This is a genomic window from Superficieibacter sp. 1612_C1 (assembly GCF_015234305.1).
GTDB lineage: Bacteria > Pseudomonadota > Gammaproteobacteria > Enterobacterales > Enterobacteriaceae > Superficieibacter.
In genome coordinates, this window is the sequence record NZ_JADGMI010000006.1 from 423,607 (window position 1) to 435,450 (window position 11,844).

Genomic DNA, 11,844 nt, shown 5'->3' on the forward strand with positions numbered 1-11,844 from the left:
GCGTTAGCCGGCCAGTTTTTGGTCGGTGACCTTATCCACATTAGTGGCCCCCGTTTTCAAAGGTTAAACGGGTTTACCGCCATAAGGCGTCCCTCTCAGGTATGTGGGACATTAGCTGGCAGTCACCCGAAGGCGCTTCTCTCAGACCGCTGAAGCATTGGCTGGTAACCGCCCGAAGGCACCCCTCTCAGGTTACAGGGGTTTTGGATGGTCGCCGTAGCGACTTCTAATGCACTGGTGATGTTAGCAACGCCTCAGATGATCGTCAACTTTCTTATATTATTCATTGTTAGGGTCTGCATATATCACCATTCCAACAGACATTAGATCCTCAACGTCATTAGCAAGAAAAGGTATAAAAGATTTGCTTTGAATTTTTTCTACTATACCTTGCCCAACGACTATAGGTACGTATTGATAGCCAGGAAAAATATCATTTGGCTTACCTACCAGCACACCTCCAGTATATTCATGGCAATCAGGAAATACATTTGAAAGAGTACTCAGATATGAAATATCAATCAAATGACCAGTATCTGTTGTATACCAGGCATGAAGATTTAGAGCAGGCGTCTCAGAAAAATCTTCGGGCTGAAATCCCTTGTTGGACCATTTTTCAAATTCATCATATGTGGGATTATAAAGCCATTTATCTCCCTTCCATAATTGACCGACTGTCGTCCAAATTTTACAGCCAAGTGCGGATTCAAAATATGGCTGAAGGAAATGACACCACTTGAGACATTGCCCTGCTGAAAAAGAGAAGCTATCCACTTCTGCTTCATGACACACTTTTGCCATCATATTATGATAATCCAATTCACCATCCTTCAAATCCGTTATTGAACCTTCATTAAAGCCCAGCCCTTTTGTAAATTTTAATGCATGCTCAAAGTTGGCTCTGTAATCCAGAGTTTCGTCACACTCTATAATTCGGCCTTTATATTTATTATGGAAATAGGACAAGAGATTAAACACACTTACTCCTTATAGATTTATGAGTGCGGATATAGCAATATCCACACCCTTAATAATTAGTTACTTCCCTTCAGCTACATTCTTAATATTTTGCATTAAATCCTGCAAGCCGCTACTTGCGAGTCTTTGCTTTGAAGAAGAACTGTACGTTATATGAATACGACTACCTGACCCATTTTTTTCTAGCTCAATAGTTAGGTGATCATCATAGTCGCCCCAATCTGAGCCCATTTTATAATAACTTCCAGTCATCGCATCCCATTCCTGATTACTATCGGTAATTGCGCTGGCAGTCCATTCGCCATCGTTATTTTTTTCTCTAATTGATCTCAGTTCATCATTAGAGATAAACTTAAACTTCCTTTTAATTCTTGCTGCTGCAGTATCAACATCTACTGGTACAGTATAACTTTTAGAGGTCGATTCTTTTTTTTCTGAAGGAGATACTTTCATACGCTGCTCATCATTTCCTGAGGAGTTACCTCTCAGGGAATTCATTATTCCTGAGGCACCATCACTGATTTTCTGGTTTGTAGTTGCTATATCATTCATACTACAAGCTGTTACGAGAACAGGTAGTATTAAAATAGTATATAGACCCTTCATATTCCTTTTTTCTCCCTATTTTTACCGTGAAAATAACAGCTTTAGTACGACTTACTATTCCGTCACATTGTAACAGACTGTAAAACCCTGCCGTATTGTATAATGAAAGTCAATGATGAGGTATACCAAATGGCTGGGCGTAAAAAGGAAGCTCACTTCACTTTAATTATATCACTTAGCTTAGTCGTGAAGGCGGGGGAAAGCCTTTCTCTGCGCATCTTCCAGCCCATAGATGCATCTTTAATACCTTGCCCTGCAAACCAAACAGAGCCTTTGCCTGAATGGTTAATGCTGTCTATTAATGTCATCAGCTCTTCGCTGTTACGATGAGGCTGAAAGTCATCAAAAAGGGTCAATTGAGATACGGCAGCGCTTCGGAAATCAGTGAGCATCACGCCAGCACGATGATAACGGTGCCCTGGTACAAATATCGTATCAAATGCCTTTATAGCCGCGTTAATGATATCCCGTGAATCCTGAGCGGGTACAGCAAGCTCTGTTACCGCCTGATTCTTATAAAACACCTCATTTTCTGAGAAAGGGCTGGTACTGATGAAAACTGCTACCCGTTTACAAAATTGATGCTCTGCACGGAGTTTTTCTGCTGCACGTTCAGCATGAGCGCAAATGGCCTGATGCAGGCTGACTTCGTCCGACGGTTTTTCTCCAAAAGATCGGGAGCATATGATTTGTTCTTTTGGGGCAGTAAATTCTTCTAAACCGAGGCAAGGAATACCGTTCAGCTCTCTGACCGTGCGCTCAACAACTACTGAGAACTGTTTACGAATGAATGAAGGCGACAGCTCAGCCAGCTGAAGTGCATTGTTAATGCCCATAAACTGTAATTTTTTACCCAGCCGCCGTCCTATACCCCAGACCTCCTCAACTGGTACTAAAGCCATTAACTTACGCTGACGCTGTCTGTCACTGAGATCTACCACACCTCGCGTTGCGGGCCAGCGCTTACTTGCATACTGAGCCAGTTTGGCGAGCGTTTTTGTAGGGCCTATTCCCACTCCCACAGTCAGATGTGTTCTTCGCTTAATCTGATCACGTATCTGATGGCCAAACACCTCAAGCGATAACAGATTACGCATACCCGTAAGATCACAAAAAGCTTCATCGATACTGTAAATTTCCACACGCGGAGTCAGTAACTGCAAAATAGTCATCACTCTGTCTGACATATCAGCATTTATGTGGAATACAATTTCAACAGCTTAATTAGTAACCGACTCAAAGCACGCGCGCTTTAGGTATGTCAGACCAGCGCGTGGTCCAAGCAGGGCTTAGCATTTCACGTTTCATTTTCCATTCGGTATTAATGCCCTGGCCCGCAAACCATACATTTCCCATTCCGGACTGGTTGATATCATCCAGTACCTTCATCAGCTGTGCGCTATTGGCCCGCGGCTGGTTATCTTCAAACAGATTGAGCTGGCTTACACCGTTTGGAGTGAAGTTATCAAGCATGATACCTGCTTTCATGTACCTTCGACCCTCAAGCCAGATACGGTCAAGTGATCGCATCGCAGATTCAATAATGTCACGCGTGTCCTGTGTTGGCAGCGTCAGTTTCTCACCAGCGCTGTTCCCGTAAAAAACCTCACCGTTTGCGTGTGGCGACGTCCGGATAAACACACCGATGTTGCGACAGTACTGACGTTCCCCGCGCAGTTTTTCCGCTGCGCGCGCAGCGTACTGACACAGCGCCTGCTGCATAGCGACTTTTGAGGTAATTCGCTCGCCGAAGCTGCGGCTACAGACAATCTGCTGTTTTGCCGGTGGCAGCTCTTCGAGCGGAATACATGATTCACCGTTCAGCTCGCGTACGGTGCGCTCCAGCACCACGGAAAAGTTATCGCGAATGAACTTCGGACGCGCGCGTGATAGCTGCAGAGCAGTTTCGATGCCTATAAGGTTGAGTCGTTTACCGATACGCCGTCCCACGCCCCATATTTCCTCAACGGGCTGGTTAGCCAGCAGGGTTTCAGTACGTTTCGGATTACCTGGCGTAAGCGCCAGTACGCCGCGAAACTGCTTCCACTCCTTGCCCGCCCACTGGGCCGATTTTGCCAGTGTTTTGGTCGGCCCCATGCCGATACCGACGGTGAGACCCGTTGTGGTAAAGACATGCGCACGCAGGCGACGGCCAAAAGTTTCGAAGTTCTCACAGCCGTCAATACCGGTGAGATCCAGAAACATCTCATCAATGCTGTACTGCTCGACGCGTGGCGTTATCTCTTCAAGCGCGGTCATTACTCTCTGGCTGAGGCTGTGATAAAGCGCGTAATTGGAGCTGAACACGTGCACCTTTTCCGGATAATCCTGTGTTTTTACCTCAAACCATGGCGCACCCATTTTGATGCCAAGCGCTTTTGCGCCAGCGGAGCGTGCAATGACGCATCCGTCGTTGTTGCTGAGCACTAGCACAGGTCTGCCACGCAGGTCCGGGCGGAACAGCGTCTCGCAGCTGGCATAGAATGAATTAACGTCAGCCAGGCCGAACATGGACATCATGATCTCCGCCGTGTGTAGATAACCCGCACATATCAGTTTCTCCGGCGCGGAGTGTGCACGAAGTGCGCCACTACGCCGAAAATTTCCAGGGTATCCGGGTCTGGGATAATAACAGGATAGGCGGGATTCATCGGCTGCAATACCGGCCCTTTCTGGGTAATAAGAAGGCGCTTGACCGTAAATTCGCCGTACAGTACAGCGATAACCACGTCGCCGTGCTCAGGCCTGAGTGCCCGATCGACTATCAGCAGATCGCCGTCGTAAAGTCCTATATCCTGCATGCTGTTGCCCTGTGCGCGCAGGAAAAAGGTGCTTGCCCTGTGGGCTATTAGATATTCGTTTAAGTCGAGTTCCTGCTCCGCATAGTCCTGGCAAGGAGAGGGAAAACCGCAGGGTACGCGTTCCAGGAAAAGGGGCCTGTAGCTGGGCGGCGGATTATCCGCCGGGTGCATCAACTCAAAGGCGTGAAACATAGCAAAAATCCCTGTCAAAATGCTGTACGTATTTACAGTAGTATTGTCTGACTTTACGGACGAAGCAAGAAGCGTGGGGCGACACAAATATCATTAAAATAATGGACTATTGATTTATTTGAATTTATAGCGGAACGACAGCTCGTAAAACAAGCAGCTATCAGGACTTTCTGTGTCAGGGCATGTTAAAAATTTATTTTGATTCAGGAAAGATCTTACTTAGTCTGTTCAGTACTTCACTTATGCCCCTGCTGACAATCCGATCCTCCCGCATCACTGTCCCCAGAGTCCGGTGAAGCGATGGCGTTACTGAGTAAAGACTGAGACCCTGCCTTTCTTCATGACTTGCAACGGACATACGGGGAACGATGCTGTAACCCAGGCCGGAACGAACCATCCTTTTAATGGCTTCAATACTGCCAAGCTCCATAACCGGGCTGACAGTATGCCCTGCATCGCTGAACCATCCGTCAATCAGATCGCGTGTGGCACTTCCGGGTTCAAATACAATCAGCGGCAGTGGCAAAAGGGTATCAGGAGACAGCGGTTTTGCACTCTGCTCCGAGGTGTCCTTTTCCATGATTACAACAAACTCATCCGTACCCAGCGGGCTGACACTCAGGCATTTACCGGCTGCCGGCAGCGTTACCAGACCAATATCTATACGGTTTTCCTCCACTCCCCGTACAATATCTGAAGTATTGCCTGTGCGTACATCCACCTTCAGCAGGGGATGGGTCTGTCGAAGTTGCTGCAGTAAGTGAGGTAGCAGATGGATACAGGCTGTTGCGCCTGTGCCGACAGTAACGGTGCCGGTTATTTCGTCTGAATGCAGGGAAACCGCTTCAACCGCTCCGCTTACCACCGCATCAATTTTCATGCAGTGTTCAGCGAGAGTCAAACCGGCAGTCGTTGGTCTTACTCCCCGGCTGGTTCGCTCAATAAGCCTGACCTTAAGCGTCTGCTCCAGCTGTCTTATCTGCAGGCTCACTGCCGGTTGCGACAAGCCAAGTACTTCTGCCGCCCCCGAGAAACTGCCCCGGCTGATGACCAGCCTGAAGGTAGCCAGATGATCGAGGTTCAGTGTTGCCATGCCAAAGTTTTCCTCATAACGCTGATAAGCCCTGCTGCCTGTCTGAAATGATTCATCCGGGTTAGTCTCTGTTTCTGATCTGAAAGGGAGCTGTACTGATGGAAATAACCGAAGCAGATGAACGACATATTCCCGCTATACAACAGATTTATGCTTATCACGTATTACACGGCACCGCCACTTTTGAAACCGAACCGCCGGGTGAGGCTGAAATGGCAGCCCGGCTGAAAAAGGTACATGCAGCAGGACTGCCCTGGTTGGTGGCGGTTGACGGAGGAATTGTTCGAGGATACTGCTATTTGTCTCTATACCGGGAACGGTGCGCCTATCGCTTTACTCTGGAAGACTCTGTATATGTTGATGCCACGTATCAGGGGCGGGGCATTGGAAAAATGCTGCTATCCCGTGCAGTAGGATGGGCAGAAGCCCGTGGTTTTCGGCAACTTGTAGCGGTGGTGGGGAACAGTGAAAATACTGCCTCCCTTGCTCTTCACCGCGCTGCAGGCTTCAGCATCACTGGCACCCTCAGGTCTGTAGGATTCAAGCATGGGCGCTGGCTCGATACGGTTATCCTGCAGCGTACGCTCGGGCATGGCGACGCTACGCTTCCGGAAAGTACAGAATGACACAAGGATATCTGACAGGCCGCACCATTTTCTGCATCGGCATGACGCAGCTTATCAACTGGGGTATTACGTTCTACATGCCGGGTGTCTTCGGAGCCGCCATCATGGCGGAAACAGGCTGGTCTTCCGGTGAGACATTCTCCGGCCTGAGCGTTGCCATGCTCGTTATGGGGCTGGTTTCACCGCTTATCGGTCCCGTAATGGCCCGTACCGGTGGACGCACCCTGATGATGGCGGGAACTTTGGCTATAACCATCGGGTGTTTTCTGATGGCGTTTACCTATTCAACATTAGCGTGGGATGCCGTCTGGATCCTGACAGGCGCGGGCATGCGGCTTGCTCTGTATGACGCCGCTTTTGCCATGCTTGTGGAAACCGCAGGCGCAGAGGCTCGCAAGGCAATCTCTCTGGTCACCCTGCTGGGCGGTCTCGCGTCGGCCGCTTTCTGGCCTGCTGGCGCAGCGCTTCTTCACGTCACCGACTGGCGGCATGCCGTCATCATTTATGGCTGTGCGGGCCTGCTGAGCCTGTTTTTTTTAACTGCCGTTCCGGCAGGCAGTCGGGTAAAACTTCCCGTAACAGGGCGATCCGGCCATTCGGCTGACGCAACAGCAACATCAGAGGACACAAAAGCACTCATCAGCGGCCTGTGGTATGCCACTCTGATAGCGTTGATAAGCTTTGTCTCCACCGGCGTGTCCACACATTTTCCCCGGATACTGGCCTCTTATGGCGTGCCTGCTCTGGCTGGCATGCTGTGGGGAGTGGGGCAGTTAGGTGCCCGTCTGCTGGGTGTAGTTTCAGGTGCACGAATCTCCGCGATACGCCTGAACCTTATAACCGGTATCCTGCTTCCCCTCTGTTTTCTGACCGGCCTTGCAGGCAGCATTACTCCTGTGGCTACAGCCTTTTTCGTTCTGGGCTATGGGGCCGTAAACGGACTGAATACGATCGTGAAGGCCGTACTTCCTCTTGTGCTGTTTGATCCGCAGCAGTACGCCCGCAAAACAGGAATACTGATGTCGCCGGCATTTTTTCTCGCGGCACTGGCTCCGTCTGCGTATGCCATACTGCTGGAGCGCTACGGTATACCCGGCACGCTGCTTTTTTCCTTCATCCTGACCCTGATCATTACGGCGATTTCTGTGGTCCTCTGGCAGCGTCATTCTGGCTCTGTTGTGCAGAACCGGGACCATGGAGCATCTACCCTTCACGAAAAAAATGTTTGACGGCTTCCATATTTCTATTATTCTGGAAATATAGTTAAAGGAGGCCTCATGGATTTACACACCGCAGCAAACGCACTTCGAGAACTGGGCCACCCGACACGTCTCCGCATATACCGGGAGCTGGTCAGGGCTGGTCATGAAGGCCTGCCGGTTGGCGAACTGCAGAAGCACCTTGAGATTCCTGCCTCCACGCTCAGCCATCATCTTTCAGCGCTGATGTCCGCTGGACTCATAAGCCAGGAACGGCAGAGTCGTACCTTGTTCTGCAGACCTTGCTATGCGCAGCTTGAGCAGCTGATGGCTTTTCTCACTGAAGAGTGCTGCGCCGGTGGCAGTAGCTGCAGCCTGTCTACCGAGATTTCCCATAAAGAGACTCCATTGTGAATAACGTGAATGATGCCCTGAACAATATCGATCTGACACTCCTGGATACGCCCCTTTCGGAAGAGAAATTAAAGGCCGAAGAGGTGGCGCATCCGCCCCGCATACTGATGCTCTACGGTTCGCTTCGGGAGCGCTCTTACAGCCGACTCACCACGGAAGAGGCCGCACGGCTGCTGACGGCCATGGGCGCGGAGGTGAAGTTATTCAATCCGTCCGGCCTGCCGCTGCCGGATGATGTACCTGAGACGCATCCGAAGGTCGCAGAGCTGCGCCAGCTAGTGCTCTGGTCTGAAGGGATGGTCTGGTGCTCTCCTGAGCGTCACGGTGCCATGACCGGCATCATGAAGACGCAGATTGACTGGATACCGCTGACGTCCGGGGCGGTCCGGCCCTCGCAGGGGAAAACCCTTGCTGTCATGCAGGTCAGCGGAGGCTCACAGTCTTTCAACGCCGTAAACCAGATGCGTATTCTTGGGCGCTGGATGCGGATGATCACTATCCCGAACCAGTCATCCGTTGCAAAAGCCTGGGCCGAGTTTGATGAGGACGGCCGCATGAAGCCTTCTCCGTATTATGACCGCATAGTGGACGTCATGGAGGAACTGATGAAGTTCACCCTGCTGACGCGCGGTCGTAGTGGTTATCTCACCGACCGCTACAGCGAAAGGAAGGAGAGTGCTGCGCAGCTCTCTGAGCGGGTAAACCAGCGCAGCATATAAAAAAGCCGGCATCTGCCGGCTTTTTCACATTTTCCCTGTCACAGCCAAGGGAAACATCAGTGGCTGACGCGATTCCCTTGCTCATCAATGACTGCTTCGCCGTCCTCTTTGGTAAACGCTCCCTTCTGCGGGTCCGGCAGTATGCCCAGAACCACTTCGGAGGGGCGGCAGAGCTTCGTTCCCAGCGGCGTCACCACCACCGGACGATTAATGAGGATCGGATGAGCCAGCATCGCATCGAGCAGTTCTTCATCGCTGAACCGGTCTTCAGCCAGGCCGAGCTGCTCGTAGGGATCGGTATTTTTACGCAGCAGGGCACGCACGCTAATGTCCATGTCCGTAATCAGCTTTTTCAGCTCGTCGCGCGACGGCGGTGTTTCCAGATACAGAATCACCGTGGGCTCGGTGCCGCTGTTGCGGATAAGCGCCAGGGTATTGCGGGACGTCCCGCAGGCCGGATTGTGATAAATGGTAATGTCAGTCATGAGCGTTACTCCATAAAGGCGCTGCACAGGCACAGCTCCGGGGTTAAGGTTAAACAGACAGGCGCAGGGCCAGCGCAGCCAGCGTCACAAACAGTACCGGCAGGGTCATCACGATGCCCACGCGGAAGTAGTAGCCCCAGCTGACGGTTATGTTTTTCTGTGCCAGGACGTGCAGCCACAGCAGGGTAGCGAGGCTACCGATAGGGGTGATTTTCGGACCGAGGTCGCAGCCGATGATGTTGGCGTAAATCATCGCCTCCTTCACCACGCCCTGAGCGGTGCTGCCGTCAATGGAGAGCGCGCCAACCAGCACGGTAGGCATGTTGTTCATGACTGATGAAAGCGCCGCCGTCAGAAAGCCGGTGCCGAGCGTTGCGCCCCAGACGCCATGCTCGGCAAACCGGTTCAGGGCGGCAGAAAGGTAATCAGTTAGCCCGGCATTGCGTAGTCCGTATACCACCAGGTACATGCCCAGCGAGAAGATAACGATCTGCCAGGGCGCACCTTTCAGTACCTTTCCGGTATCAATCACATTGCCTTTCCGGGCTACCAGCCAGAGAATAAACGCCGCCACCGCGGCCACAAGGCTGACCGGCACGCCGAGTGGTTCGAGGGCAAAGAAGCCGATCAGCAGCAGGATGAGAACAATCCAGCCGGTTTTAAAGGTACGCGCATCGCGAATGGCCTCACGCGGCGCCTTCAGCTTCGCCAGGTCGTAAGTGTCCGGGATGTCCCTGCGGAAAAACAGGTGCAGCATCACCAGCGTGGCGGCCACGGACGCGATATTCACCGGCACCATCACCGAGGCATACTCGCTGAAACCCAGTTTAAAGAAGTCTGCCGTGACGATGTTGACCAGGTTTGACACGATGAGCGGCAGGCTGGAGGTATCGGCGATAAACCCGGCCGCCATCACAAACGCCAGCGTGGCCCCGGGGCTGAAGCCCAGCGCCAGCAGCATGGCGATAACGATCGGCGTCAGAATTAGCGCGGCTCCGTCATTGGCAAACAGCGCCGCCACTGCCGCACCCAGCAGAACGATATACGTGAACAGCAGCCGGCCCCTGCCGCCTCCCCAGCGGGAAACGTGCAGCGCGGCCCATTCAAAAAAGCCGGACTCATCGAGCAGCAGGCTGATAATGATGACCGCAATAAACGTGGCCGTGGCGTTCCAGACAATCTGCCAGACCACCGGAATATCCCCGATTTGTACTACGCCGGTCAGCAGCGCCAGCGCGGCGCCGATAACGGCACTCCAGCCAATACTGAGTCCTTTCGGCTGCCAGATAACCAGTACCAGCGTCAGAATAAAAATCGCACCCGCCAGAAACATACCCTCTCCTTCTTAATTATAACTGCCCGTTGAAGCGGGCTGCTAACTGTACCCTGTAAATATATGCGTTTAATCGAATGTGTTTAGATAAAATTTTTACATGCAGACAGCTTTGCCGTTGGTGGTTGCGTTATCACGCTCAGCCTGCTGACTGAGATGAAGAATTTCATCCCGCTGACACAGATATGCCTGCTCAATGACCGCTGCTGCCCACGCAGGCATGTGTGGCGATAACCGGTAATGGATCCACTTGCCGTCGCGCCTGTCGATAAGCAGTCCACTCTCTCTGAGCAGGGCCAGGTGCCGCGATATTTTTGGCTGTGTTTCTTTCAGGATAGATACAAGCTCGCAGACGCAAAGCTCCCCTTTTTCGCGCAACAACAGCACCAGGCTGAGCCGGGTTTCGTCAGAAAGATTCTTAAAAAGTTGCAGGGGCAGCAGTGACGGCATAATTTCTCCTTCGTGGCGGACAGCAACAAGTCTCGTCTGCTGCAGACGAAAGGTCAACTTTATATTTATAAATTCATATATGTTTTGACGTGCTTACAGGCTTTTCAGTACAGCTTAATGAGGGAATAGCGGTTAAACGATATCACACAGATTTTAACGGCAGCACACTTTCAGCTGCCTTAATGGTCGGGCATGACGAAGTAACATCACAAAAAAAGCCTGTTTCTTTAGTGAACCGTTCTACTTATGGCAGAAAGCAGCATCAGTAAGAGTGGCTTCCGGCCAGATGACCTGCAGTGATAACCGGCACGATATCCTCAGGCTCTTCTGCCTGCTCCAGTTCGCGCAGAATACCGCAGTCCCGTGTTGCCCGGTTGGCATTGCAGTGGCTGTGGAGCTCAAATAGTTGTTTTTCCAGCATATTTAGTTCACGAATACGGGCCTGAACGTGGTTCAGATGTTCATTTATCAGGGCATTAACCGTACCGCAGTCTGCGTCTGGCTGGCTGCGCGCCTGCAGCAACACCCGGATTTCTTCATGGGTCATATCGAGCGCCCGGCAGCGCCGGATAAACATAAGCCTTTCGAGATGTGCGCTATCGTAATGGCGGTAGTTATTAGTCTGGTCCCGCAATGCGGCCTGCAGAAGCCCCTCTCGCTCATAATAACGTACCGTCTCTACAGGACATCCCGCCTGGCGGGCCAGTTCACCAATTTTCATATCACACCTCTTCTGAGCTTGACCCTGTAGTTACATCAGGGTCTTTAATGCCAGTATACGTTATGAACGGGATAAAAAAATGAGTGACTGCTGCAGTAATAAAAAATGTGGATCAGCCGCAACCGGAGAGGAGGCGTCTGTTAAAAATACCGCCACTGCCCCGACTGAGGCTTCAGGGAAAATGCCACCAAAAACGACTCAGACCACACCGGCCTGTTGCAGCACCG

General features: G+C 51.5%; 14 protein-coding genes. 4 read left to right on the forward strand and 10 right to left on the reverse strand.

What is annotated here, in order from left to right; genetic code table 11:
* Window positions 1-279: 279 nt before the first annotated feature.
* The 6 genes from INT84_RS21145 to INT84_RS21170 all read right to left on the reverse strand — a co-directional run bounded on the left by INT84_RS21145 (window position 280) and on the right by INT84_RS21170 (window position 5,670).
* Window positions 280-978 carry a hypothetical protein gene (locus INT84_RS21145; protein ID WP_020899212.1) on the reverse strand — a complete coding sequence of 233 codons (699 nt, stop codon included), beginning with the start codon at window positions 976-978 and terminating at the stop codon, window positions 280-282.
* A gap of 60 nt (window positions 979-1,038) precedes the next feature.
* Complete coding sequence (locus INT84_RS21150; RefSeq protein ID WP_023888462.1) at window positions 1,039-1,530, reverse strand: hypothetical protein; 492 nt, start codon at window positions 1,528-1,530, stop codon at window positions 1,039-1,041.
* A gap of 206 nt (window positions 1,531-1,736) precedes the next feature.
* Window positions 1,737-2,795 (reverse strand): translesion error-prone DNA polymerase V subunit UmuC, encoded by a 1,059-nt coding sequence (gene umuC, locus INT84_RS21155; RefSeq protein ID WP_308302662.1) that lies wholly within the window; start codon window positions 2,793-2,795, stop codon window positions 1,737-1,739.
* Between the two features lie 25 nt (window positions 2,796-2,820).
* Window positions 2,821-4,095, reverse strand: coding sequence for a translesion error-prone DNA polymerase V subunit UmuC (gene umuC / locus INT84_RS21160; RefSeq protein WP_194208384.1), 1,275 nt, complete (start codon window positions 4,093-4,095; stop codon window positions 2,821-2,823).
* 41 nt (window positions 4,096-4,136) lie between these two features.
* On the reverse strand, window positions 4,137-4,577 hold the full coding sequence (gene umuD, locus INT84_RS21165) for a translesion error-prone DNA polymerase V autoproteolytic subunit (RefSeq protein WP_006786002.1): 441 nt from the start codon (window positions 4,575-4,577) through the stop codon (window positions 4,137-4,139).
* Between the two features lie 193 nt (window positions 4,578-4,770).
* Window positions 4,771-5,670, reverse strand: coding sequence for a LysR family transcriptional regulator (locus INT84_RS21170; protein WP_006786000.1), 900 nt, complete (start codon window positions 5,668-5,670; stop codon window positions 4,771-4,773).
* Between the two features lie 98 nt (window positions 5,671-5,768).
* Here INT84_RS21170 and INT84_RS21175 point away from each other — a divergent pair, with 98 nt between their 5' ends.
* The 4 genes from INT84_RS21175 to arsH are packed head-to-tail and all read left to right on the forward strand — an operon-like array spanning window position 5,769 to window position 8,628.
* Complete coding sequence (locus INT84_RS21175) at window positions 5,769-6,296, forward strand: GNAT family N-acetyltransferase (RefSeq protein ID WP_020899215.1); 528 nt, start codon at window positions 5,769-5,771, stop codon at window positions 6,294-6,296.
* Window positions 6,293-7,525 (forward strand): MFS transporter, encoded by a 1,233-nt coding sequence (locus INT84_RS21180; protein WP_023202698.1) that lies wholly within the window; start codon window positions 6,293-6,295, stop codon window positions 7,523-7,525. Before INT84_RS21175 ends, INT84_RS21180 begins: the two co-directional genes overlap by 4 nt.
* Window positions 7,526-7,573: 48 nt before the next feature.
* Window positions 7,574-7,909 (forward strand): helix-turn-helix transcriptional regulator, encoded by a 336-nt coding sequence (locus tag INT84_RS21185; protein ID WP_006785996.1) that lies wholly within the window; start codon window positions 7,574-7,576, stop codon window positions 7,907-7,909.
* Window positions 7,906-8,628: an arsenical resistance protein ArsH gene (gene arsH / locus INT84_RS21190; protein ID WP_006785995.1), complete on the forward strand. Its 723-nt coding sequence runs from the start codon at window positions 7,906-7,908 to the stop codon at window positions 8,626-8,628. The genes INT84_RS21185 and arsH overlap by 4 nt, the downstream gene beginning before the upstream one ends.
* Window positions 8,629-8,684: 56 nt before the next feature.
* Here the strand turns inward: arsH and arsC are convergent, their stop codons facing one another.
* The 4 genes from arsC to cadR all read right to left on the reverse strand — a co-directional run bounded on the left by arsC (window position 8,685) and on the right by cadR (window position 11,617).
* Window positions 8,685-9,113 carry a glutaredoxin-dependent arsenate reductase gene (gene arsC / locus INT84_RS21195; RefSeq protein ID WP_006785993.1) on the reverse strand — a complete coding sequence of 143 codons (429 nt, stop codon included), beginning with the start codon at window positions 9,111-9,113 and terminating at the stop codon, window positions 8,685-8,687.
* 49 nt (window positions 9,114-9,162) lie between these two features.
* Window positions 9,163-10,446 (reverse strand): arsenic transporter, encoded by a 1,284-nt coding sequence (locus INT84_RS21200; protein WP_006785992.1) that lies wholly within the window; start codon window positions 10,444-10,446, stop codon window positions 9,163-9,165.
* 96 nt (window positions 10,447-10,542) lie between these two features.
* Window positions 10,543-10,896 (reverse strand): metalloregulator ArsR/SmtB family transcription factor, encoded by a 354-nt coding sequence (locus tag INT84_RS21205; RefSeq protein ID WP_006785991.1) that lies wholly within the window; start codon window positions 10,894-10,896, stop codon window positions 10,543-10,545.
* Between the two features lie 262 nt (window positions 10,897-11,158).
* Window positions 11,159-11,617 (reverse strand): Cd(II)/Pb(II)-responsive transcriptional regulator, encoded by a 459-nt coding sequence (gene cadR / locus INT84_RS21210; protein WP_006785990.1) that lies wholly within the window; start codon window positions 11,615-11,617, stop codon window positions 11,159-11,161.
* Between the last annotated feature and the right edge of the window lie 227 nt (window positions 11,618-11,844).

Coding starts and splice junctions, on each gene's coding strand:
- arsC (WP_006785993.1), bottom strand. CDS start 9,113: ATGACTGACATTACCATTTATCACAATCCGGCCTGCGGGACGTCCCGC.
- INT84_RS21205 (WP_006785991.1), bottom strand. CDS start 10,896: ATGCCGTCACTGCTGCCCCTGCAACTTTTTAAGAATCTTTCTGACGAA.
- cadR (WP_006785990.1), bottom strand. CDS start 11,617: ATGAAAATTGGTGAACTGGCCCGCCAGGCGGGATGTCCTGTAGAGACG.
- INT84_RS21185 (WP_006785996.1), top strand. CDS start 7,574: ATGGATTTACACACCGCAGCAAACGCACTTCGAGAACTGGGCCACCCG.
- umuD (WP_006786002.1), bottom strand. CDS start 4,577: ATGTTTCACGCCTTTGAGTTGATGCACCCGGCGGATAATCCGCCGCCC.
- INT84_RS21200 (WP_006785992.1), bottom strand. CDS start 10,446: ATGTTTCTGGCGGGTGCGATTTTTATTCTGACGCTGGTACTGGTTATC.
- INT84_RS21180 (WP_023202698.1), top strand. CDS start 6,293: ATGACACAAGGATATCTGACAGGCCGCACCATTTTCTGCATCGGCATG.
- INT84_RS21150 (WP_023888462.1), bottom strand. CDS start 1,530: ATGAATGATATAGCAACTACAAACCAGAAAATCAGTGATGGTGCCTCA.
- umuC (WP_194208384.1), bottom strand. CDS start 4,095: ATGTTCGGCCTGGCTGACGTTAATTCATTCTATGCCAGCTGCGAGACG.
- INT84_RS21175 (WP_020899215.1), top strand. CDS start 5,769: ATGGAAATAACCGAAGCAGATGAACGACATATTCCCGCTATACAACAG.
- INT84_RS21170 (WP_006786000.1), bottom strand. CDS start 5,670: ATGGCAACACTGAACCTCGATCATCTGGCTACCTTCAGGCTGGTCATC.